The sequence below is a fragment of the Thorsellia anophelis DSM 18579 genome, from assembly GCF_900111395.1.
In the GTDB taxonomy this organism is placed as follows: domain Bacteria; phylum Pseudomonadota; class Gammaproteobacteria; order Enterobacterales; family Thorselliaceae; genus Thorsellia; species Thorsellia anophelis.
This window is the reverse complement of record NZ_FOHV01000007.1, coordinates 135,802-159,393: the sequence shown is the minus strand read 5'-3', so window position 1 is coordinate 159,393 and position 23,592 is coordinate 135,802. Positions and strand designations below refer to the sequence as shown.

General features: G+C 35.5%; 16 protein-coding genes. 3 read left to right on the top strand and 13 right to left on the bottom strand.

Annotated elements, in window-relative coordinates; translation table 11 throughout:
* Positions 1-143: 143 nt before the first annotated feature.
* From rnk to BMW37_RS06075, 12 genes are all read right to left on the bottom strand, one after another.
* On the bottom strand, positions 144-554 hold the full coding sequence (gene rnk / locus BMW37_RS06135) for a nucleoside diphosphate kinase regulator (RefSeq protein ID WP_093318638.1): 411 nt from the start codon (positions 552-554) through the stop codon (positions 144-146).
* Between the two features lie 505 nt (positions 555-1,059).
* Positions 1,060-1,965: a cation diffusion facilitator family transporter gene (locus BMW37_RS06130; protein ID WP_093318637.1), complete on the bottom strand. Its 906-nt coding sequence runs from the start codon at positions 1,963-1,965 to the stop codon at positions 1,060-1,062.
* Between the two features lie 283 nt (positions 1,966-2,248).
* Positions 2,249-4,249 carry a BCCT family transporter gene (locus tag BMW37_RS06125; protein ID WP_093318636.1) on the bottom strand — a complete coding sequence of 667 codons (2,001 nt, stop codon included), beginning with the start codon at positions 4,247-4,249 and terminating at the stop codon, positions 2,249-2,251.
* 401 nt (positions 4,250-4,650) lie between these two features.
* The gene (locus BMW37_RS06120; protein ID WP_093318635.1) at positions 4,651-5,178 is read right to left on the bottom strand and encodes a hypothetical protein; all 528 of its coding nucleotides are present in this window, start codon (positions 5,176-5,178) and stop codon (positions 4,651-4,653) included.
* Positions 5,179-5,228: 50 nt separating this feature from the next.
* Positions 5,229-5,900, bottom strand: a complete 672-nt coding sequence (locus tag BMW37_RS06115) for a hypothetical protein (RefSeq protein ID WP_093318633.1) — start codon at positions 5,898-5,900, stop codon at positions 5,229-5,231.
* A gap of 265 nt (positions 5,901-6,165) precedes the next feature.
* Entirely contained in the window at positions 6,166-7,119 is a 954-nt protein-coding gene (locus BMW37_RS06110; RefSeq protein ID WP_093318632.1) for an NAD(P)-dependent oxidoreductase, read from the bottom strand.
* Positions 7,120-7,379: 260 nt separating this feature from the next.
* Positions 7,380-8,840 (bottom strand): YdgA family protein, encoded by a 1,461-nt coding sequence (locus tag BMW37_RS06105; RefSeq protein WP_093318630.1) that lies wholly within the window; start codon positions 8,838-8,840, stop codon positions 7,380-7,382.
* A 472-nt stretch (positions 8,841-9,312) separates the two neighbouring features.
* Positions 9,313-10,314 (bottom strand): alpha/beta hydrolase, encoded by a 1,002-nt coding sequence (locus BMW37_RS06100; protein WP_093318628.1) that lies wholly within the window; start codon positions 10,312-10,314, stop codon positions 9,313-9,315.
* 406 nt (positions 10,315-10,720) lie between these two features.
* Positions 10,721-12,163 carry a 6-phospho-beta-glucosidase gene (locus BMW37_RS06095; RefSeq protein WP_093318626.1) on the bottom strand — a complete coding sequence of 481 codons (1,443 nt, stop codon included), beginning with the start codon at positions 12,161-12,163 and terminating at the stop codon, positions 10,721-10,723.
* 273 nt (positions 12,164-12,436) lie between these two features.
* Positions 12,437-12,922: a phosphatidylglycerophosphatase A gene (locus BMW37_RS06090; protein ID WP_093318624.1), complete on the bottom strand. Its 486-nt coding sequence runs from the start codon at positions 12,920-12,922 to the stop codon at positions 12,437-12,439.
* Positions 12,923-13,824: 902 nt separating this feature from the next.
* Positions 13,825-15,015 (bottom strand): amino acid aminotransferase, encoded by a 1,191-nt coding sequence (locus BMW37_RS06080; protein WP_093318618.1) that lies wholly within the window; start codon positions 15,013-15,015, stop codon positions 13,825-13,827.
* Between the two features lie 435 nt (positions 15,016-15,450).
* Positions 15,451-16,635: a porin gene (locus tag BMW37_RS06075; protein WP_093318614.1), complete on the bottom strand. Its 1,185-nt coding sequence runs from the start codon at positions 16,633-16,635 to the stop codon at positions 15,451-15,453.
* Between the two features lie 262 nt (positions 16,636-16,897).
* Between BMW37_RS06075 and BMW37_RS06070 the strand changes: the two genes are divergently transcribed.
* On the top strand, positions 16,898-17,761 hold the full coding sequence (locus tag BMW37_RS06070; protein ID WP_245711032.1) for a PHP domain-containing protein: 864 nt from the start codon (positions 16,898-16,900) through the stop codon (positions 17,759-17,761).
* Positions 17,762-18,034: 273 nt separating this feature from the next.
* On the opposite strand, the gene yejK is transcribed toward BMW37_RS06070, so the two are convergent.
* Positions 18,035-19,165: a nucleoid-associated protein YejK gene (gene yejK, locus BMW37_RS06065; RefSeq protein WP_093318613.1), complete on the bottom strand. Its 1,131-nt coding sequence runs from the start codon at positions 19,163-19,165 to the stop codon at positions 18,035-18,037.
* 1,204 nt (positions 19,166-20,369) lie between these two features.
* Here yejK and BMW37_RS06060 point away from each other — a divergent pair.
* Positions 20,370-21,542 carry a FliC/FljB family flagellin gene (locus BMW37_RS06060; RefSeq protein WP_425441761.1) on the top strand — a complete coding sequence of 391 codons (1,173 nt, stop codon included), beginning with the start codon at positions 20,370-20,372 and terminating at the stop codon, positions 21,540-21,542.
* Positions 21,543-22,043: 501 nt separating this feature from the next.
* Positions 22,044-23,342 carry a FliC/FljB family flagellin gene (locus BMW37_RS06055; RefSeq protein WP_093318611.1) on the top strand — a complete coding sequence of 433 codons (1,299 nt, stop codon included), beginning with the start codon at positions 22,044-22,046 and terminating at the stop codon, positions 23,340-23,342.
* Positions 23,343-23,592 lie beyond the last annotated feature (250 nt).

Sequence of the window (23,592 nt, the reverse complement as noted above, 5' to 3'; positions counted from 1 at the left end):
CTAGATATCAGGATTTAAATCATATTGAGCCAAATGATATAAAAATCATTGCTTAGAGGAAGACATTGTACTATTAATCACCTCATAAAAAACTTATACAAATTCTATAAGGCGATATTCAATAGCAATTTGGAATGTCTTGCTTATCGATGTAATTCACCAGCCGCTTCTGGTTGGTATAAAATCGACACAACCTTGATTTTACTTGCGGTACCATTAGGAAGTGTCCAGGTCATTTCATCCCCTACCGCTAACCCTAATAGCGCAGCGCCTATCGGTGCCATAACCGAAATATGCTCTGCACGATCTTTAACCGAAGCAGGATAAACCAGCGTACGAATGAACGTTTCACCACTGTTCATATCTAAAAATTCGATTTGGCTATTCATGCTCACCACATTTGCTGGAACGTCTATAGGTGAAACAATATCAGCTCTATCTAATTCAGCATTCAAGGCATTTGCGATTGGACTATTTACAAATTCAGCGCTTGATAGCAGCGCATCTAAACGTTCAGCATCAAGCTCGTTAATTATAATTGTTGGTTTGCCCATGATATTCTCCTATGCTTAAGCATACCTATTTTAGTTCTTAAGCGTTTTTTCGCTATTTAAATTTAGTTTGTATCCCTTACTCTTAACAATCTTTATGAATCACAACCATATAAAATACCTAGGTCAAACAAGTTTCTTAGCAACATAAAGAACACTGGTAATATATCTGTCGTAATTCGTATCTCATGATTAAATAATTTATAACATTTCTTTGATTTACCAATAAAAAACACCCCCGCCGCTAAAGTGACGAGGGTGTTTTTTATTCGATACAATTAAAGTTATTTGTTAATCTAGTAATATAGCTAAGTGACTTACAAATTCTCATTCAATATTAAGTCTTAATTGACTAAAAGTGAAGTCATTTCAGTTAACAATTTTAAATATTTTAACATTCATTTAGCAAGAGATTAAAATATAGACATATCGTACTGAATTTAACCTACTTAGACGTTTCCAATAAGGGAATATCAAGTAATCAGATTAAATATAGCATACAAAGTGCTTATATCCATTTTTCATCACAGGTGAATGAAACTGTGAACCACATCTCTCCATCGTTGTCACCTAATTCATCACTGATCGCCTGCCTGATTTCATCAAAATAAGCGACTCCTTTTTGGGCTAGCTCACCGTCTACCACTACATGAATTTCGATAAACATACCTCGGCCAATTTGAGTTGCATAAAATCGATAATGCTTAAATCCATAACCTAGTTTAAGTCGTTCCATTAAACTAGTCACTGAATTATTTAAACTTTCAGGCGTCATTTGCAGCACCTCTTTTATCGCTGCAGTTGCCATTTTAATTGGTTTTGGGATTAACCAAACGATCAATACTAGCAGCACGCCTGAGTCCATATAACGACTTAAATATGCATATTGAGTTTGCTGTAGAATCAAGGCTAACGTAAATGCAACAAGCAGTGATGCACTAATACTTGCAGCCATAAACCAACTTTGTGTATCTAGTGCCACTAGATCAGACTCAATTTTTCTATTTAAACGTTTATGTTTAGCATAAATCCAAAATGCCATAAAACTAACAGCCGCCGAGTAGATCATGGCAAAGCCAAGCGTTAAATCTCGTCCCCCTGCCATAATATCTAAAATAGCCCCAATAAATGCATAGATACAAATGAAAGTTAATATGCTGCCATTAAATGCTAGTACCAGTGGCTCTAGGTGCCAAAATCCATATTGAAACTTGCGATTATCGGGCTGAGCTAAAATTTTTGATACCAAAAAAGCTAAACTACACATTCCTGCGTCAACTGCAGAAAACATCCCATCAAAAACAATGGCAAGTGAGCCCGACACCAAACCAAAACTAATTCCCAAAGAGGCTAAAATAATAGTGAATCGAATTGAGCGTTTTAAAATTGCCTGCTCAGCAGTCATAATATTCATCTGTATTCCTTATTGACTCAGCATAACACACCCACTGACAAATCAATCAACACCTTAAAAAATACAATTGATTGATTATTCGTGGATTGAAAACAATATTTGTCGAGTGATTAAAGAGTATAGACATCACTCATCAGAAGTTCTACAAAAATGTAGTATACAGATTAATAGACTGCATAGATTAATCATCATCAATAAGTCTTCATTAAACGCTATCGCCAAAACAGTTCAGGCTGACTTAAATATCAGCCAAGTTAAGATAACTGTCTATTCGACTCAAGATTTACCGTAATAAATGTAGAAAATGTAAATGCCTTTCATACTGTTCAATAATATCACTAATGACTTCATCACGGTGCCATCCCATCACATCATAATTTTGTCCTCCTTCTCTCAGATAAACATCCGCTCTAAAGTATTTAGCATTGTCCCCCTGTTCTGCACTATCTTGAGCAAAATCAGGCTTGATATAAGCATTTGGCACAATTTCATAGATAAAATCCATTTCCGAGCCATGCTGCACTTCTAACTTAATGCTTTTTTCTTCGCCTCTAGTGATAACGGTCTGTATCCCTTGTTTTTTCCATTCATCACAGACTAGTTCGAATGCAGGCTCAACCACTTCGTCTAAAAAGCGCTCAACATGACTACGCCTAGCAAAAGTAGTTAATGTTCGCATTCTTTTTTGCCAAGATAGACGGGTTTCATTTCCACTTGATGCAGTATTAAGCATTTGATATCTTAATGCTTGTTTCGTTGCATCTACTTTTAAGGCCTTAAACAGCCCCATAATTGAGATGAGTAAAATCAAGGTAAATGGAAAAGCACTTGCAATGGTAACTGCCTGCATGGCTTGTAAGCCTCCTGTTGCTAATAATGCAATCGCAACAATACCAATGAGAATAGACCAATACGCTCGTTGAACTGCTGGTGAGTGTGATTTTTTCCCAGAGGCAAGCATATCAATCACCAAAGCGCCAGAATCTGCGGAGGTAACAAAAAAGACAATCACCATCACTAATGCTAGAATTGAAAATAGTGTTGAGGCAGGTAAATAATCAAAAAATGCAAAAAGCGCTACCGGTGCATTATCAGTTGCAAGTTGTGCTAGAGTATCTGCACCTTGATTAAGCACCAAATCAATCGCTGAATTACCAAAAATAGTCATCCATAAAAATGTAAACCCAGTTGGAATGAATAAAACGCCAAAGACAAATTCCCTTATCGTCCGTCCTTTAGAAATACGCGCAATAAAAAGTCCAACAAAAGGAGACCACGATAACCACCAGCCCCAATAAAATAGCGTCCAGCCACCAATCCAATCATTTGGCTCATACGCATACATATTAAAGGTTTTATCCACAATTTCAGATAAATAGGCACCTGAATTTTGCAAAAAAGTTTTGAATAAAAAAGTCGTTGGGCCTGCAATTAATACAGCAACCATGAGAATCACAGCCAAGATTAAATTCGCTTGAGACAAAAATTTAATGCCTTTATCCAGACCTGTTGTTACTGAGATAGTGGCTAGTCCCATAGCGATAATAATTAAAATAATCTGGACCCACTCAGTTTCAGGTAAGTTAAATAAAAAATTAAGACCACTATTAATTTGTGCAACTCCGAATCCTAAAGAGGTCGCAATACCAAATAAAGTTCCGACTAATGCGAATAGATCCACACAATCACCAATTGGACCATAGATTCTATCTTTGATGAAAGGATATAGCGCTGATCTCAAGCTTAAAGGTAAATTATGACGAAAGCTAAAAAAGGCCAATATAATACCAACAATTGCATAGATAGCCCATGCATGTAACCCCCAATGGAAAAATGTAATTTTCATGGCCTCTTTTGCGGCCTGTACATTACTTCCCTCTCCAATAGGCGGAGTCATAAAATGAATCAGAGGCTCAGCAACACCAAAAAACATCAATCCAATTCCCATGCCCGTTGAAAACAACATAGCAAACCAAGTGGTTTTAGTGTAATCAGGACTATCGTGATCAAGTCCTAACTTAATTTCTCCAAGTCGACTAACTGCTAAAATGATCACTGAAAGTAAAATCGCAGCGACACTAAAGACATAGAACCAACCTGCATCATTTAATACCCAGTTTTGTATCTTACCAAACACACGCTGTAGGGTTGATTGGTAAAAAATACTGCTAAGGACCAAGGTAATGATACTTAAGTTAGCAGTAATAAAGATAAATGGATTGAGATTAAAGTAGCCTATAAATGATCTATATAGACGAGTAAATTGTGAATCTATGACTGTCATGCGTCCTCCGTTCTTTTTTAAACATCGCATTAAGAATGCTTGGTGCAAACAGCTATCAAAAAATTAACTCGGATAAGAAAAATTTTAACAACTGAATTACGATATGCTAATAAGCACATGAGTATGCGAACACGATTTGTGCAGCAAAGATGAAAGCTAACGTCCAGAGCCACTACTGTATAAGTAACTTAGAAATAGCTTGAGAGTAGAAATACGTATTTTTTAACTTATTATTTTTAAAGAAAATATTTAAAATAATGATTCAGTATACCCGACTAAAGCCACAATGACAAGGCACAAAAAATAAAACAATTTAATATCAATAATTTAAAATATGCTTGGCATTCAATCATTCGCCCACTTACCTTTCCAAGCAAAATGCACTCGAAAAATATGATCACTTACTCCTCAATCGTAGATGTCTCGATATCATGCTTCAGCAATAACATCTGATTTTCTAATTGTTTATCGGGCATGGAGCTAAGCTTAGAAATGCTATCTCGTATCTGTTGACAATGCTCTTGAGGAAGCTTACCAAGTTCTGATATGGTTAGTATTGTTTTCAGTTCATAATTGCTCAAGTTTGAGATCTGACGTTTTGATTCAACACCACATAGTCTTGAGCTAAATGCTTTAAAATCGATGAGTCTATCTCTAAAAAATAGAGTATGAATTTCAATCCATTCACCCGGCATCATATTTTCGATGCGTAGGATTTCAATATTTTGCCTTTTAGCTTGCGTTTCACTTGTCACGCCAAAATAGTCTTGCAAATAGCCTTTAGCTTGAATACCAGTGAACTCGCCTTTTTTTTCATAGCGACCAAGTAATGTTGTTGTTTTACTTTGCTCATTAAGCGTGATCGGCTCTAAACTGAATCTATCATATTCAAAACCAAATAATCCATTTAATAAAGGAATGTCTGACACTATCTTAAATGGTCGGTATTGATAAGCATTTAGACGATTAACAAAATTTGCTAAAGTCGCTTCTTTTTTTCATCTGCAATCTTATCGTCAGGCATATTTTGAGATAATTGTTCTATGCTATCAGCAATACTCACTACGAATTTGAAGGTAATGGGTGTATGGAAACATTTTCCTATATTAAAGTCAATATCCATTGATTCTAGAGATAAATTTTCACTCCGGAGCAATACACTTGGTAAGTAACCATCCAAACAAAGATAATCAACCTCATCATCTTTAAGTAGCGTTCTGAGCAAATCTTTATTACTCAGTTCAAGGGTAAGGATATTCGCTACCCAGTATTGATCAACCGTACTCGGAATGCTTAATATCACCTCATGATTTGATCTATTGATAATAGTAACGGGCTGATTAGGTACCGTAATTTGGGTCACTTTTTTATCGAATCCTATCCCTGTTGTAATATCTCGTTCAAAGTATAAAGATGATTTCTGGGTCACGCCCTCGATTTCTTTGGGCGTGTAATAAGCCCCCTCAATAGAAAGATGCTGCAAAAAGTCCTTTATGACCAAATTTTTATCAGCATCAATTAATAAAGGATGATACACATCTGTTATTTTAATTTTGACAAAAAGAGGGTTGCCTAATTCATAAGCACTTTCTGCTAAAGCAGACTGTGATAAAGTTAGCAACATTAAAACGCAATAGATTATTTTTTTCATTTTTTCCAATCGACTCACCAGTATGGTGTAAAAAACACACAAAAATCCTCAAGCGCTATCGCATAATGAGATACTAGGAATCGATTGAAAACTGATCAATATCAGGCTGTGAAGTTTTATGCCTATCCATGCTCTAACAAAAATACCTAGTATAGATCCATCATTTTAGATATCAAAAAACATACTTATTTAAGAAGATACAATTGATATACCCAAAAAGATACGTGACTAGGGTAATAAATAAACAGGGCAGTACCTTTAAAAATTAGTAGCCTAGTTGCCTGTTCACTAACCCTGTTACAGGCGCATTTTTTTCGATTGCACCTATATTATTCACAATCTGAGAAACCGCTTCATCTAGTTTTGTTACTGCTGCGATATGTGGTGTGATAAAGATTCTGTCGTTTCGCCAAAAAGGGTGATTACATTCTAAAGGCTCTTTAACAAATACATCAAGACTTGCCCCTGCAATTTGCCCTGATTCAATCATTATCAATAAATCTGGTTCAATAACATGTGCGCCTCTAGCTAGATTAATTAAGTAAGCTCCTGTTTCTAACTGACTGAGTAACTGAGAATTAATCATACCTTGAGTCTTTGGTGTATTAGGTAATAAATTAATCAATAGTTTTGTACCAGATAAAAACGCAGGCAACTGCTCACTACCTGCAAAATGATCGATTGAATTAAATTGCTTTTGTGTCCTGCTATATAATTTAACTTTAAAACCATGAGACACTAAAGCAGTAGCAACAGCTTGGCCAAGGATGCCAGCTCCCAAAATACCAATGTTAAAGGTTTCATACTCAAAAGACTCAAGAGGTTGCCATTGACCTTGTCTTTGTAATCTCTCGTACTCATCAAATCGCCTAAAATAGTGAAATACACGGCTTAAAGCATACTCTATCATCTGCTCAGACATTCCCCCATCTTCTATACGCATAACTGGTACAGATTCTGGTAAATAATCAGGGTCGAGGGCGGCTTTTGATAAAAGCGCATCAACACCAGCGCCTAAAACGAAAATACCTTTAAGTTGCTTAAATTGTTGGAGCATTTCAACAGGAGGTGCCCAAACAAGCGCATATTGAATTTCATCTAGTACAATATTATCTGGGAGTTGTTTATAATTATGAAGTACAACATGGGGTAAATGCGCCTTAAGCGCTGCTTGCCAACGTAAAAAATCAGCGGTTGGATGATAAAATATAATTTGCATAGCACTTTCCTTTGTCATCTTTAGATTTGGGCTAAACGCCAAGTTTAAGTCATATTAAATCATTTTGCTGCATTAACTAAGCATTAAAAAGTGTCCTACCCTGCAAATACTCAATCCAATTTAGCACTAAGTAGCGATTAAATCCTCCCTAAACTAAGAGGATTTCAGCTAAGAGAATATATTATTGTTATAAAATAAAAAACTTTATGATAAATAAGACAAGCCAACGTTATTGGCTCATCTAATTAAAATGAATACTATTACTCAACGGCAGGTGTATCGCTCACATCTTCATCAGTAATAGGCGCAACTTCTTTTGTTTTAAACGGGCTAGGCGCAAACATTACCCCTAATAATTGCCCCATTCTTTGTTCAGTCAAAGGCGCTTGATTAAGCTTACCAACTCCATTTTCGATGGATAAATTGAATGTAACTTGAGTGTCATTTGCATTTAAGATTCCGCCATATAGCTGAGACATCTCAAGAATACTTGCCAGCATTTCTTCTGCACTTTTCAAAGCTTTCTCTTTTTCAATTCCTAGATTCATTTGATTAAATTGACTTATGAAATCAGTTAAAAACGATTTATCTGCTTTTACATCGATTAATGCTGATGAAAGAGGCAAACCTTTAAGCAAGGCTTCTGCATTCCTGGTACTTGCCTCAGGCTTCTTCGCAACATTAAATTCTACGCTTGCTTGTCCTGCCAAAAGTCCTTTTTGATTGCTCATTTCTAGACTTGATATATCTAATTTCGGATGAGTTGATAAAACCGCTTCATCATTTAAAGTGGTTGCTTGATTTAAAATCATAGGCATAAAATAAGCAGCAAACTGGTTTTGCTCTGCTAGGCTTGATACTGGCATATTGGTAATGGCGGCAAGCAAATTCAGTTCATTGAACTCAATATTACCAAATTTGATATCCTTAGCATCGATTTTATATGATGCACCAGCAAGCTCATCTTTACTGGTCAGCGTTGAAGTCGCCTGTAAATTTGCTAATTTACCTGAGAATCTTGGCTCAGCGCCATTAATCAAATCAACTTTATCAAGCTTAATTGAATGTACTACATCATTTAAACCAGAAGCATTAGGCTTATTTTCACCTGATAGCGTAATGCCTTCTAATACTAAACTACTTTGAACACGATTTATAAGCTGAGTAAGCGATAATTTAGGTGTACTAGCCTGCCAAGTAAATGTATTATTTTTTTGATAATCAATTGCCAATGTGATTTTATCTGAATTAATATCTAACTCATTCATCCCAATTGATTTACCTAAAGGTGAGATAGCAATCCCCATATTCAGATCGCCAGCAAATGAAATTCTTCCATCAGCTGTGACTAATATCGGGGCTTGTGCCGTTTCAAAAATTTCTTTAAGGGATGCATCATCATTTAACGTTGCTTCAAACGCTACCATGCCAAATTGACTAAAACCTGGCAGTGGGCCATTTTTTGTCGTCACATCGAACGAAAGTTCAGGCATTTGTTCTGATTGCAAAGTTAATTTAGCTTGGCTAGAAAAAAAACCTTGTTTCACATCGCTTACAACAAGTGTATAAGGAATATTTTTTGCTTGAAGGTACAGATTGGCATTTTCAATCATTACAGGCATTTGTTTTTGGATTTGGTTCCCAGTGTAAAAGGTTGCACCAGCATAAATGCCTGCTAATATGAGTACCGTTGCACCCGAAACAATCATTTTTTTTGACATAAATTTTCCTTTTGTATTTTGATAATTAGATACTAAATATTTTCATCTATTAAATAGAGTTTAAGAACAAGTACTTATTTAAAAAATTGACTCACTATCTCAATTTCATTGAGACTCTTTCCATGCATGTTTATTATTTTCTCTGCTAAATTTAACAATCTATATTTTAGGTATGGCTAGAGAACCTCTTAAAATTCGTTTCTAAATTGTTTACTAAAACACTAGTTTTGGCCAGCTATGCACGACTTAAGAAAATCAATTTATCATTACAGTAATTATTTTGCCTTCATGTCTTAGTAATTAAACAGGATATATCGGACAATATTCGATTAGATTAATTTAAATAAAATTAACACGCTTAATATTTCAAGTATTCGCCATCAGAGCATTCACATATCAAAACATCCTAACTCCAAGGCGCATACAAACCACTAGATAATTAAAGTAATAAGGTTAATAAATTTAAGTAGTGTTAAAAATTATCTTCTTCTTCGCGCTTGATTCGCTCAGCATTCTCTTTATTAGCCATATATGCTATTAAATTATGATTAAATAAGGTTGGGTTTTCTATTTGGAATAGATGTCCTACTCCTTTAAATAATTCATAATTTGAATGATACCGAACAGCTAATCTGTATGCTTCATGCTGCCTTGATATTAAGTCAAATTCACCAGCCCAAACCTCCGTATAACCATGAAAATAGTGTCGATACGTTTCAATATCTTCATTCATTAAAGTCCAAGATGTCCCTGCAAAGGCTTCGGCATTTAAAGCAAGTAAACTCTTTAAGATACGTCTTACGCACATTTGCCAATCTTCACCTGTTAAATAAAATTCAAGTGGTGCATCAGCTGGTAAGTTGAACATAACTCGAAAGCTAGCGCTATCTTCATCACTTATCGTATCTGAATTAGGCACAATCAGATCATTCAACCTTTCTTTTGCATAAGACATCAACCCAAAAGTATTTAACATGTAATTATCTTGGTTGCCTTGCTTTTTCCTAAAAACGCCCGCTTTTGCATATCCAATTGCTGGGGCTGTTAGTAGCAAACCACTTACTTGCATAGGAAATCTAGCTGCATAGGCGCACGCAATCAATGAACCTAATCCATGTCCAACCAAGACAACGGGTTTATCAACAAGCGTAATAAGCCATTCTCGTAACATCAAAACAAAATTTAATGCACTTGGATTGGTATGCGACCAATGTTCACTCTGCCCATAACCTGGTGCGTGCCATGCCAATAAATGATAATGCGCTTGGAGCTTTTCACATCCAAGCTGTAATAGCCAACTTTCAGCGCCTGCATATTGCCCATGAATAAATACTAAAGTAGGTTTATCTCTCTGCCCTGCACGTAACCCAGAAAGGTAAAGTCCTTCAATCTCTGTTGTAAATTGCTCTACACCAATAGGTAATTCAAACTGAATCTCATCTAAATCTTGTATATCAAATGTTATCGATTGCATTTATAACTCTTATCCTGACGATTTAAAATATCTTACTACTTTACCATAAATAAGATGCTTTCAAAATCCATCATCTCATTAATAGAATGTAATTAACCCTACCCAGACAGATAAAAATCAATCAAGCACTCTCATACCTCATTAATATACATTACTAATCGCAGTAGCTAATCATATTAATTCTAATCTTAAAAAATCAGAGCAATCAATCTTTCTATGCTGAAGAATTTTTTGTGATGACTAAGATCTCTTAGATCTAATCATAGACAAACAAATAAAAAAACGACCACCTAAATGATCGTTTTTAACGAGGTAAGTCATTCCTAATTCGCATTCACCTAAAGCACATCTAATCTGCACTTTAAGGATCATACTAATTAGTTCAAATTTACTGCAACATTTTTAGCTATAAAATTTCACCATTACTTGCGATAACTTGCTTATACCACTCAAATGACCGCTTACGACTACGTGCTAAAGTCCCGCTGCCATCATTGTTCTTATCCACAAAAATAAAGCCATAACGTTTTTTCATTTCGCCTGTGCCGTACGAGATAAGATCAATACAACCCCAAGGCGTATAGCCAATTAAGTCAACACCATCTTGATCAACAGAAATTTTCATCTGCTCAATATGCGCTTTAAGGTATTCAATACGGTACTCATCATTCACTGTCCCATCAGCTTCTTTTTGATCGATTGCACCGAAGCCGTTTTCAACAATGAATAAAGGTAATTCATATCGTTCATAAAACCAGCTCATCGCATAGCGCAATCCTTTCGGATCGATTTGCCATCCCCAGTCAGAGGCTTCGACATGAGGGTTTTTAACCAAATCACGATTTTCATCATAATCAAATAAAGGATTATCAGCACGTGATTCAATCGCAAAAGACATGTAGTAGCTAAAGCCGATATAATCAACCGTTCCAACTTCTAAAATAGCTAAATCTTCATAAGTAATGTCTAACTCAAATCCCTTACGCTCAAAGTAACGTTCAATATAAGCAGGATAATGCCCACGAGCATGCACATCAGCAAACCAATAGCGTTTTTGCATACCGCTTTGGGCCATTAATATATCGTCAGGTTTGCATGAATAGGGATAGATTGGGCACATTGCTATCATACAGCCAATTTGCATCGCAGGATCGATACTATGAGCAATTTTAGTTGCGAGTGCACTTGCGACCAATTCATAATGCGCAGCCTGATACATCACTTGCTCACGGTTATCCTCTGGTTTAAATTTAATGCCTGAGTTCGTAAAAGGACCAAAGTCATCTTGGAAGTTAGCTTGATTGTTAATTTCGTTAAACGTCATCCAATAAGTCACTTTTTTATGATAACGTTTAAAGCAAACCTCAGCAAACCTGGCAAAAAATTCGATTAGACGACGATTACGCCAGCCGCCATAGGTTTTAACAAGATGATAAGGCATCTCGAAGTGAGATAACGTAATGACAGGCTCAATGCCATAACGTAAACATTCATCGAACAAATCATCATAAAATTGAAGACCTTCTTCATTTGGAGTGAGCTCATCGCCATTTGGAAAAATACGGGTCCATGCGATTGAAGTTCGAAAACATTTAAATCCCATTTCAGCAAAAAGTTTAATATCTTCTTTATAGTGAGTATAAAAATCTATCGCTTCATGATTTGGATAGTACTTACCTTCTATCACACCATCTGTGATTTCACGCCTAACACCATGTGCACCTGCCGTCATGACATCAGCGGTACTCATGCCTTTTCCGCCTTTATTCCATCCACCTTCTAATTGATGTGCGGCTACCGCTCCACCCCATAAAAAATCAGCTGGTAACACTGTTTTACGCTTTTGCATAATCTCTCCTTTAAGGTCATATGATTTAACATCTAATACTTAAAACACTTCTTAGGTGCGCATACTTATCTATAACTAAAGCAACCGCTTAATGTTAAAAAACCAAAGAATCAAAACATTCTTTATTAATAAGTATTGCTCGATTTAGGTATGGTTTTATTGAAACAGTGCTAATGACATTTTGTATAATACTGAATTATTGATAATCCATTACATCAAAGCCTAATAAGCACGCTATCTATTCTTACAAGCTTACGATAACGGATTTAATCATTAAATTAATTGATATAACGCACCTAGTGCCCATAAACAAAATGCAGCGAATATGCCTGCCCATATATCATCAATCATAATACCGACACCACCATCTACTTTTCGGTCAAACCACCCTATAGGCCAAGGTTTCCAGATATCAAATAAACGAAAGAGTAAAAAAGCAATCACAATCCATAGCCAATGAAACGATGGAATCAACCATAAGGTAATCCACATACCGACAAACTCATCAAATACGATACTGCCATGATCATGCTCTCCCATATCTTTTGCAGTTTTATCACAAATATAAATACCTGCAAAAGTCATTATCAGTAATAAAATACCGTAGTATAAATCAGGCAATTGATAGAATAAAAGCCAAATAGGGATTGCGGCAATAGAACCAAAAGTCCCTGGTGCCTTAGGAGAAAGACCACTACCCAATCCAACCGCCAACAAATGAATTGGGTTGGTGAGTTTAATTTTATCTAATGGATTCATGTTATTCCTTTTTCTTATGAGTAAATTTAACTACTTATCCATGTGTAGTTTTTTATTTATATTTCAAAACCTAAAATGAAGCCTTTTATTACTAGAACCTCATCTAGATACAATGAATGATTATGATTGCTATTATCAAACGATCATCTAACCATGGCTATGTAAATAATACCAATTTGAAATTAGCCACATGTTAACAATCACTAGTTCTCTAATTAACAATAGCCATACACTCTAAAATCATACACTTCAATAGGGATAAACAAAAGAGGTGTAAAGGATAAAATTAAAAGATTACCTTTATCACTAACGAATATCCTAAAATCATCATGTCACTTCAATTGTAAGAACTAAAACGATACAACACAAAATCAAAAAACCAATGGATTATAATAACAAATGATTTATGAGCATCAAAAAATATTTAATAACGTTGGCTAGGTGCGTTACATTTGGAAACGGCAGAGGAATGGAAAAGATTGATACGATTTACAAGGGTAAGACAGATGAGGTAATACAAAAAGATAATAGCACTCCCCCTATATCATACTTGCAACGACTAGCTATCAGTACAACTAGCATCATAAGTGCTTATATTAGGGCAGTAATTAAAGTAGCCAATCAAAATGATTTTGACTTATACTCTATTTATTAACCACTTACAAAAAGTACAAACTAAACATCTGTACTGAACATCTGTATTAAGCATATGTGCTAAACATCCGGATATTGATTAATCTTGAAACATCAGTTCACACAAGACTTTTACCATCTCAAAAAAACATAGATAGAGTAAAAACAAGTGTGAACTTTGGATTAATAGGCGTTTACAGAGATAAGTCAATACAACGTACAACCAAAATTACGCCAGTAAACACCAATCACTCTTAATTAGCCTACAGTTAAAGTACAGCAACAATTGCTTGGCATAACGCTTCAATATTATGATCGGTCATACCTGCAACATTAATACGTCCTGAGCTAACTGCATAAACTGCAAATTCATCCCGTAAACGCTGCACTTGATCGCTAGTAAGACCACTAAATGAGAACATCCCGTACTGATTTTGTATAAAACTAAAATCTTGAGTTGCCCCTTTTTCTTTTAACAACACAACAAACTTATCACGCATCGCCTTGATACGTGTTCTCATTGCCGTTAATTCTTCTTCCCATTCTTGACGTAATGCAGGTGTATCTAAAATAGTCGCGACAACAGATGCACCATGAGCGGGTGGATTAGAATAATTAGCACGAATCACGGATTTAATTTGGCTAAACGCACGCACAGAACTCTCATTATCAGCAGCAACTAATGTGCAGGCACCCACACGTTCATTATAGAGTCCAAAATTTTTAGAATAAGAACTTGCGACCATCAGCTCACGGTGATTTTTGGCAAACGCACGTAATCCTTCTGCATCTTCCTCTAATCCGCGAGCAAAACCTTGATAAGCAAAATCAAAAAGTGGTAACCAACCTTTCGCTCTAGATAATTCAGCTAACTGTTCCCATTGTCCTTGTGTAGGATCGATCCCTGTTGGGTTATGGCAACAACCATGAAATAACACAATATCTCCATCTTGTGCTTGATTCAAATCCTCTAATAATCCATTTAAGTCTAAAGAGTGGTTTTCTGCATCGTAATAAGCATACTCTAACACTTCGATACCGACCGCTTTAAAGATGCTGTGATGGTTTGGCCATGTTGGTTTACTTATCCATACACGCTTAGCACCAGTATGCTTCGCTAAAAACTCAGCTGCAACACGAAGAGCACCTGTGCCACCTGGTGTTTGGGCCGTTGAAGCTCTTTTATTTGTAATAATGTCACTGTCTGCACCAAATAATAACGCTTGTGTTGCGGTTGCGAAAGCAGCAAGTCCATCAATTCCTAAATAATTTTTGGTTTTTTCACACTCAAGCAAAAGTGTTTCTGCTTTCTTAACACTATTTAGAACAGGGGTATCCCCAAATTCATTTTTATAAACACCAATACCAAGATTAATTTTATGAGCGCGAGGATCTGCTTTAAAGAGATCGGCTAAGCCTAGAATAGGATCTGCAGGGGCTTGTTGGATATTTTCAAACATTTTAGACTCCGAAGTTGAGGATAAAAACGAACTGAATTTTCATAAAAACAACAATTGACGACAACAAGTCATATTGTGCCGTAAAATGATACAAAAAAGTATGATTTTAATCGTTCGAGTAAAAAAATATTGCTAAAACCAACACGACTAGCATCTAAAAAGTTTTGAGAAGTTGTATACATCCATGCTTTAAATAAGCAAACCAAATAAGTATGTTGATAAAACAATTTTAAGTGGGAGGGTTAAAGTGTATTGGATTCGAAAATCTTAACTGTTCTTTATAGAATAGTCTTAAAAAGCAATGGAATAAATAGCGGAAATTAAATGAGGTAAATTAAAAAACTTCTATTGCCCAAATAGAAAAAGACAGCAACAATGTTGCTGTCTTTAAGATATATTAATTTAATTCATGATACTAGTGTATCACTATTTAAATTAGAAGCTGTAAGTTAAACGCATTTCAACTTGATCATCTACAGCAATATTTGCATCACCTTGAGTATAAGCAGCTTTTTCATCTACTAAATTGATTTTATAACCAACAGCAGTTTCAATATTTTTATTGAATTGGTATTTAGCACCTAAGCCAACATATTTAGTTAAATATGCATTGGTTAAATCATTATTGACATCAGGAGAACCTACTAAATCTCTACCACGTGTTTGGTTATATACAATACTAGGTGTAAAGCTAGAGTTATTACCAAAATCAAATGTATAGTTAAAGATTGCTTCTAGGCCACGAGTTTTATCAGCAAATTCATGTATATCACCAGCACGATCTCTAACAGGTATCATATTATTTGTTTGAGCCCAGCTAATTGCAGCATAAATATTATTTGCATCATATTTAGTCGCTATGCCCCAAATTTCAGCGTGTTTACCCTGATCAGCTAAATTAACTTGAGTGTCATCAACTCTATCACTGTTAGCGTAGGTGAAACCCGCTGATAATCCTGTAGCTTCATGAGTATAGGTTGTCGCAAATGCAAAACCATCGCCGTGCTGATCCCAAACATTTTCATTCTTAGAATTTTTAGCTTGGTATTGTAAATATGTTGTTAAACCAGGCACATAACCAAATAAATCTTCATTTGTATAAGTAGCTAAACTTGAAGCGCGACCTAACATGAATACGTCAGTACTTCTTTCACCATTAAAGCCTTCACCACCAAATACAGGTGCATTATCTGTGAAATCACGAATAATTCCTACAACACCATAGTTACGACCAAAATCTAATGAACCTAAATTTGCATATTTTAAACCAACAAACGCATAACGAGTGTCATCACTATTATTAATAGCAGCATCACCTTGACTAAATTCATGCTCAAAAGTAGCATAACCAGTTAATTGACTATTGATTTGAGTTTCACCCATAAAACCTAGACGAGCAAAAGTGTTATCTTCATTATGGATTTTCTCACCTTTACCATCAGATACCTTATTGTCTGCATAATTATATTCAGCAGCAGCTTTATCACGGAATTTATAATCAGCTTCAACTTTACCAGTTAAGTGAATTTTGTTGCCATCTTTGTTATAGATTTCAGCTGCGTTAGCTGCGTTAGCTGCTAATAAAGCTGTAATTGCTAGTGCAAGAACTTTACGATTCATTTTAATACCTCTGCTAGGTTTAAGTTATTATCTTTACTATGCTACTTTATCGTTACTTCAAAAACGACTTCACATACTAAAGTTTATTTATAAAATTTACACAAGCTTAAATTGGCTTGCGATGTACATTATTTCATAAATTTTCTGTAAATAAAGCAAAATCGTCTGTATTTTCACTTATTTTTGTAAAGATACGTATATGCGCGGAACTTTTTGAACTTTTAACTGTCATAATCAACCAACTTAAAAAGGATGCAACCCTGTGATCAATTTAATAATTTATGATTTACATTCTCATACAAATGCATCCGATGGCAAGTTTTCCCCTGAATTATTAATTGAACGCGCAATTGAACGAAAAGTAAACTATTTAGCAATCACAGACCACGATTGTACCGATGCGATCCCTTTTGCTTTAAAAAAAATTAATGAAAATAAACTCCCTATCCAATTAATTAGTGGCGTTGAAATATCAACTTGCTGGCTGTCTCATGACATTCACATCGTTGGACTCAATCTAGATATCAACCACCCCGCTCTAACAAACTTATTAGCCACGCAAGCAACTGTTCGCTATGATAGAGCCAAGCGCATCTCTGAAAAACTAGAGAAAATAGAAGTGTATAATAGTTTAAGTGAAATAGAAGCCTCACTTAGCGAATCACAATCTTCCCCCTTTCCTATCATGCTCACCCGCAATCATTTTGCCACGCATCTTGTTCAGATAGGTAAAGTCAAATCTCACCAAAAAGCCTTTGATAAAATATTAGGCAAGGGTAGTGTTGGATATGTACGTGCCGAGTGGTGTGATATGCAAGTTGCGATAGATGTGATTCATAAAGCCGGAGGTAAGGCTGTACTCGCCCATCCTTTTGCTTATCCCTTAAAAGGTAAGTGGGGTAGGCGCCTTGTAGAAGCATTTGCAGAAATGGGAGGAGATGCACTTGAGGTCACAAATAGTCAATTAACACCAGATAAGCGCACTCATTTCGCTAAATTAGCTCAAGAATTTAAACTATACGTTTCTGTTGGTTCAGATTTTCACTACCCTACCCCTTGGTATGACTTAGGCAAAAATCTTTGGTTACCTGCTAATGTCAAACCAATATGGGAAACGTTCCTATAACAGACTGGCTAACTGCTCACAAAAGTAAGCCTTTATGTACAGGCTTATTTTTGTGAGAAAAGCGACCACGCTTTTACGTTAATAACATACCCAACTACTTATCCCACCTATTATTGCTCTTGAATTCCTATTACAGGGTGCTTAACTTACTAAAAATAAGCCCCAATACACTTAAGTTCGTATATGCATACTGTAATAGTTTTTCAGAACACGTCTTACTTTACGACGGTATAATCAATTAAGGATAAGTCAATTCTCTAATATGATAGATGACTAATCGTAAAAACGCTCTAGCTGGTCCCTTAAATTAGGAGGCGTACCTTTAATCACTAATGTGTCAGTTGTTTTATCCCAAACCACTTTTTCACCTAATTGTGCTGATGTAAAACTAATTGTCACACCACCACCGCTTCCTGAGAACTTAGTTAATTTTTTCAAAGTACTCGCATCTGCTGGAAATGATTCAGGGAATTGATACCCTTGCTCTTGTGTGAAACTCGCTAAATCCACCACATCCTCTTTTTTAGCTAATATAGGATTACTGTCTGGTGCTAGAAAATCTGACAGTGCTTGGATAGAAAGTTCCTCTCCCTGCTTTGCTTGTGTTTGACAATAACTAAACACTTCCTGTTTATAGGCTTTTTCTTCTTCTTTAGCAAGCGTATGCTGCTGACAGTAATCATCAATTGCTTGAACAAGCGCTTGGGTTTGAACTTTTGGATCGAGACCTGTTTCTGCACCTAAAAAATCCAAGAAAAAATCCCCTACTTTACGCCCTATTCTTCCTCTTAAAAAGGTTAGATAACGAGAAGAGTCTTGATTAACTGACCATTCAGTAATATCTAATCTTGCCATAATGTCAGATTTTTCAATATCAAGATAATCAATTTCTTTTATCTCAAAAGCTTGATTAACTGTCGTACTATGTACATTCGTTAGCTGAGCAATAAAAAGATAGTCATTAGCTACATGATGATAATGACACATCAAAAGTAATCCAGGCTCTGCAAAACTGTATTGATTGATTTCAGCGACTAAATTATTTGCAGCATTAAGAGAAAATGATAAGAAGTCATCTTGATTTTTGTAATATGACTGAAATAAGGACAAAAACGATTCACCTACCACATTTACATTAGTGTCCTTGTCATTCTCTAACTCATCTCCCTCTTCACCATCAGATTGAGTTGATAGATTCACATTACTTGGATCAGTAAAAACAGCAAATCCTTTGTTTTTCATACTATATAATTGATGAAGTTTTTCCATCATGCTCTCAACAATAGGACTATTCTCAATAAGTTTCTCATTTACAAGTAATGAGACTTGAGCGCCTTCATCAGGTTGAGAGGGAGTGACTGCGACTAACTGATGAAGCGCTAGGTATTTAATATTAATGCTCATATGAAAAATCCGTATTAATGCGTAAATTAGTATAATGCAGACCACTTACAGGTTAGTATCTGCACAAATATCATTGATAATAGTATCTTACTGATAACTGATAATAAATAGGTGGTACCATTAAGTCTTGAGCCTGAGCAATTATTAGTAAACTCGAATACACCTATTCGGTAAACTCATCAATCAAAACGTCAAATATATAATTTAAATTACAGCCTAAATTGAAGTTAATGACTCCAATTTCAATTACAATCTTACATTTGTAATGTACAAATTAATTTAACTCCATTTCAATAATAGAACTTACTATTGACAATAACTAACTACAGTGACAAATGACTACAAGTAGCTCTTCACCACTGCTATTACTCTGCAACCAATGAAATGGCAAATAGCTGCATTCATTACTTTAGTCATGCATTCATAAATCAAGGACCATTTGTATCACAAACACACTCAATTTACTCTATACAATATTATACCCAATTTCCACCACACCCACAGCCATTTAATTATTCTTTATATAATCTCACGTGTTATCTTTGGCAATTATCCTCTTTCTTTGTCAGAAGATCACTTGCTCCCTGCTTTATTCAATATTCATCTTTACAACTCAAGTAGAATTAATGCACCGATACGATATTCTTCTTACATCAAGATCAAATAAGAGAACACTATGACAAAATACTCTTACGTGAATTAATATATTAATTTCATTTTAATAACGCTCACTTTTATGCTGCTCTTTTTTTGATATTCATCCTACCCATCATCCATCAATAAGAAGTAAACACAAGCAGCTAATATAAATATCTACTTAAAGTACCAAGTTTAAACACCAAGCTAAAGCCCCTATATGATGAGAAAACACCCAAATTGACATTATGAAGCAAGCATTTCGCATGCAATTGTTATATTAAATTTAGGCCATTTTTATCCAAAATCAGTCTAAATTACATTATGTTACAAAAGCAAACATTACTTTTAACATTTATATTTAATTGAAAAATAAATATAAATTCAACGAAACGGTTAAAAACAAACCAAAAAGCAACCCAAATAAAAATTATAGATTAAAGATTTAAAGTTAATAGACGTTTATATGTTTGTCTCTGCAGATACAAATGGATAAAGCAGAACAACTAGAGCACTTTTTTAAGAGGTCTCTTAAATTGGAGCATTACACTAATAAAAGGAGTTTATTATGTCTGTTATCAACACAAATGTGATGTCATTGAACACACAACTTAATCTTAGCCGTTCACAATCAGCTTTAGGCACAGCAATCGAGCGTTTATCATCAGGTATGCGTATTAACAGCGCAAAAGATGACGCAGCTGGTCAAGCTATCGCAAACCGTTTCACATCAAACATCAAAGGTCTTGCTCAAGCACGTCGTAACGCACTTGATGGGATTTCAATTGCACAAACTACTGAAGGTGCATTAAATGAAATCAATAACAACTTGCAACGTGTTCGTGAATTAACAGTTCAAGCAGGTAATGGTTCAAACTCAGCAAGTGACTTAACTTCTATCCAATCAGAAGTTACTCAACGCTTAGCTGAAATTGACCGTATCTCTGAACAAACTCAATTCAATGGCGTTAAAGTACTTGCTAAAGATAACAACCTAGCGCTACAAGTTGGTGCAAATGACAATGAAAGAATCGTGATCAACCTTAAACAAACTGATAGTGCATCTTTAGGCGTCTCAACTTTTAACGTAAATGGTCCACAAGGTACATTAGCAGCAGCAGATGCAAATACCTTTAAAGCTATTTTTGGACAAACAACTCAAGTTGCAACTGGCGCAGTTGCTGATGCAGGAACAACTATTGCAGATGCATTTGGTATCAGTGATGCGACAGTAGATCCTGTTGTATTAAAAGATGATAACGGTAACTTATTTGCTAAAGTAACTCTAGGTGATTCAGCAGTGACAACTGACGTAACAATCCTTGAAACTCAAGGTTTAGTTGCAGGTGATGATTACTATATTGCTCTAAACATTAGCGATGCTGATGTAACAACTGATCCAACTGAAGCTGCGTTCACAATTGATGGAAGCAAATTCACAGCACAAAACTTCCTAAGTGGTGCAACAACTGATCCTTTAGCAACATTAGATGAAGCAATTTCTCAAGTTGACTCATTACGTGGTGCTCTAGGTGCGGTACAAAACCGTCTTGATTCAACAATCAACAACTTAGGTACAACTGTTAACAACTTAACTGCTTCACGTAGCCGTATCGAAGATGCTGACTATGCAGTTGAAGTGTCTAACATGAGCCGTGCTCAAATCTTGCAACAAGCAGGTACTTCTGTTCTTGCTCAAGCAAACCAAGTACCACAAAACGTACTTTCTTTATTACGTTAATCAAACGGATTTGATTTAATGTAATACTCAAACCGCCGGAAGGCGGTTTTTTCTTTTCAGTCCTACATACATTCTCTAGCGTTTATTAACAACTAAGTTTAATAAGTCTCCTCCATCAACATACGATTCATCAGAATCTTAACACCCCCTTTATATCGATACAACAAATACATACAACACAGCAAACCCGTTCCAAAATTTTAATTTAAATCTTAGCATCCCCTAAACGTACAAATATTCATGCAAGTAACAGACAACACAAAAAGATTTCTACAAGTTATGAAATGTAAGCATAGAAAGGAAAAATACAGTTAATGTGTAATTAATACTCAATTAATTACATTTAATTAAAAAAATCGCTAAAGTATTACAAAATACTGACGTTATATGATTTGCAACTGCAAAGAGCAGATCGCAGACATGATTTACATGAAATAAATAAAATTTTTACATTATGAATTAAATACTCGTAATGTTCCAAACATAACTAAGGGGTTACCTATGTCAGTTATCAATACAAACGTAATGTCATTAAGCACACAATTAAACTTAAGCCGTTCACAATCAGCTTTAGGTACAGCAATTGAGCGTTTATCTTCAGGTATGCGTATCAACAGCGCAAAAGATGATGCTGCTGGTCAAGCAATCGCTAACCGTTTTACTTCTAACATTAAAGGTCTTGCTCAAGCTCGCCGTAATGCGATGGACGGGATTTCAATTGCACAAACTACTGAAGGTGCATTAAACGAAATCAATAACAACTTACAACGTGTGCGTGAATTATCTGTCCAAGCAGCAAATGGCTCAAACTCACAAACTGACTTAAATTCAATTCAATCAGAAGTCAAACAACGTTTAGCAGAAATTGACCGTATTTCTGAACAAACTCAGTTCAATGGTGTGAACGTTCTTGCTAAAGACAATAACCTAACTCTTCAAGTTGGTGCTAACGACAATGAAACCATTACAATTGGTTTAAAACAAACAGATAGTAATACATTAGGAATTGGAAGCTATAATGTAAGTGGTCCTAAAGGAATAGATACTCAAGCTGCTGAAGATGCTACACCTGCAAACACACCAGCAACTGTTTTCCTAGATGATGCAGCAGGAGACCCTTTAGGAACTGAAATGGAAACTGCTTTTGCTGCTGGTGATGGTACACTTGCTGCTTCCATAGCTGAGAAACTATTTGGTTCTACAACTCAAGTTACAACATTCACTTTAGATGGAACAGTTACCCAAGCATCTCAAGATACTGCAATAGCTGAGAAATTTGGTGTGTCTCTAGCAACCACAGGGAAAATCATAGCGGACCAAAACGGTAACTTATTTGCAGAAGTGACATTAGGTGATACAGCTGAAGCTGCAGATGCAACAATTCTAAAAGCTCAAGGTTTAGAAGTTGGTAAAACATATTATATTGGATTAGACGGTGGCAGCGCAGATGTATCTGATGAAACTCAAGCTGTATTTACGATTGACGCAGATAAACTTACCCCTTCGCAATTGAATACTGGCTCAACAGTAATGCCATTAGAAACTATAGATAAAGCAATTGCTCAAGTTGATGAATTACGTGGTGACTTAGGTGCGGTACAAAACCGTCTTGATTCGACTATCAACAACTTAGGTACAACCGTTAATAACTTAACCTCTTCACGTAGCCGTATCGAAGATGCTGACTACGCAGTTGAAGTATCTAATATGAGCCGTGCTCAAATCTTGCAACAAGCAGGTACTTCTGTTCTTGCTCAAGCAAACCAAGTACCACAAAACGTACTTTCTTTATTACGTTAATTCAATCGGATTTAACCAGTAATAATTTAAACCGCCGAAAGGCGGTTTTTTTTGTTTAGCTCAGTATTTAATTTGTTGTATAGCTCTATGATTTCTTATTGCAGCATATCAATAATCACCCTCTATTATTATACGAGCAGCTGATAATTAATAAATTGGATTGGCATTAATTTGATTATAGATTAAGAGATAAATCATTATTTTCTTGATACATTCTGTCGAATATTTGTTACAATAGTATTATTTACAG

What these genes read in the sequence shown, in the direction of transcription:
- rnk (WP_093318638.1), bottom strand. Translation starts at nt 554, where the DNA reads ATGGGCAAACCAACAATTATAATTAACGAGCTTGATGCTGAACGTTTA.
- BMW37_RS06130 (WP_093318637.1), bottom strand. Translation starts at nt 1,965, where the DNA reads ATGAATATTATGACTGCTGAGCAGGCAATTTTAAAACGCTCAATTCGA.
- BMW37_RS06125 (WP_093318636.1), bottom strand. Translation starts at nt 4,249, where the DNA reads ATGACAGTCATAGATTCACAATTTACTCGTCTATATAGATCATTTATA.
- BMW37_RS06115 (WP_093318633.1), bottom strand. Translation starts at nt 5,900, where the DNA reads ATGAAAAAAATAATCTATTGCGTTTTAATGTTGCTAACTTTATCACAG.
- BMW37_RS06110 (WP_093318632.1), bottom strand. Translation starts at nt 7,119, where the DNA reads ATGCAAATTATATTTTATCATCCAACCGCTGATTTTTTACGTTGGCAA.
- BMW37_RS06105 (WP_093318630.1), bottom strand. Translation starts at nt 8,840, where the DNA reads ATGTCAAAAAAAATGATTGTTTCGGGTGCAACGGTACTCATATTAGCA.
- BMW37_RS06100 (WP_093318628.1), bottom strand. Translation starts at nt 10,314, where the DNA reads ATGCAATCGATAACATTTGATATACAAGATTTAGATGAGATTCAGTTT.
- BMW37_RS06095 (WP_093318626.1), bottom strand. Translation starts at nt 12,163, where the DNA reads ATGCAAAAGCGTAAAACAGTGTTACCAGCTGATTTTTTATGGGGTGGA.
- BMW37_RS06090 (WP_093318624.1), bottom strand. Translation starts at nt 12,922, where the DNA reads ATGAATCCATTAGATAAAATTAAACTCACCAACCCAATTCATTTGTTG.
- BMW37_RS06080 (WP_093318618.1), bottom strand. Translation starts at nt 15,015, where the DNA reads ATGTTTGAAAATATCCAACAAGCCCCTGCAGATCCTATTCTAGGCTTA.
- BMW37_RS06075 (WP_093318614.1), bottom strand. Translation starts at nt 16,635, where the DNA reads ATGAATCGTAAAGTTCTTGCACTAGCAATTACAGCTTTATTAGCAGCT.
- yejK (WP_093318613.1), bottom strand. Translation starts at nt 19,165, where the DNA reads ATGAGCATTAATATTAAATACCTAGCGCTTCATCAGTTAGTCGCAGTC.
- BMW37_RS06060 (WP_425441761.1), top strand. Translation starts at nt 20,370, where the DNA reads ATGTCTGTTATCAACACAAATGTGATGTCATTGAACACACAACTTAAT.
- BMW37_RS06055 (WP_093318611.1), top strand. Translation starts at nt 22,044, where the DNA reads ATGTCAGTTATCAATACAAACGTAATGTCATTAAGCACACAATTAAAC.